Origin of the sequence: Pseudonocardia sp. EV170527-09, assembly GCF_008369905.1 — a bacterium.
Lineage (GTDB): Bacteria > Actinomycetota > Actinomycetes > Mycobacteriales > Pseudonocardiaceae > Pseudonocardia.
Map to the genome: position 1 here is coordinate 1 of NZ_VRMC01000371.1, position 378 is coordinate 378.

The 378-nt window shown below is 79.9% G+C and carries 1 pseudogene; it reads right to left on the reverse strand.

The features are described from left to right. Nucleotides 1-378, reverse strand: a pseudogene (locus FVA95_RS31225) (hypothetical protein); the annotation flags it as partial.

Below are 378 nucleotides of genomic sequence, written 5' to 3' on the forward strand. Positions count from 1 at the left end.
GAGGTCGGCGGCCTGCTGGTAGTCGCGCATCTGCTCCTCCAGCAGCCCATCGCGCGCCACCGGTGCCGGGCCGCGCTGGCCCGCTCGGCCAGCCGGCCGCTGCGGCGCCGGCGGCCGCGGTGGTGGGTCCTCGCGGTGCTCGGGTGCGGGGGTGTGGCGGGCGGCCCAGGCCAGCGCGCGGGCGTGGAGCTCGATCGCCTCGCGGCCGCGGGCCAGCGGCGTCGCCGGGGCGTCTGCGCGGGCGGTCTGTGCGCGGTGTCGGCGGGCGGCGCGTTCCTGGGCGTCGCGGGCGAGCAGTGGGCGGGGCGCGTCGAGCTGGTTGGCGTGCTCGTCGCAGGCGAAGCACAGGAACAGCCGCGGCTCGGGCTCGAGGACCAG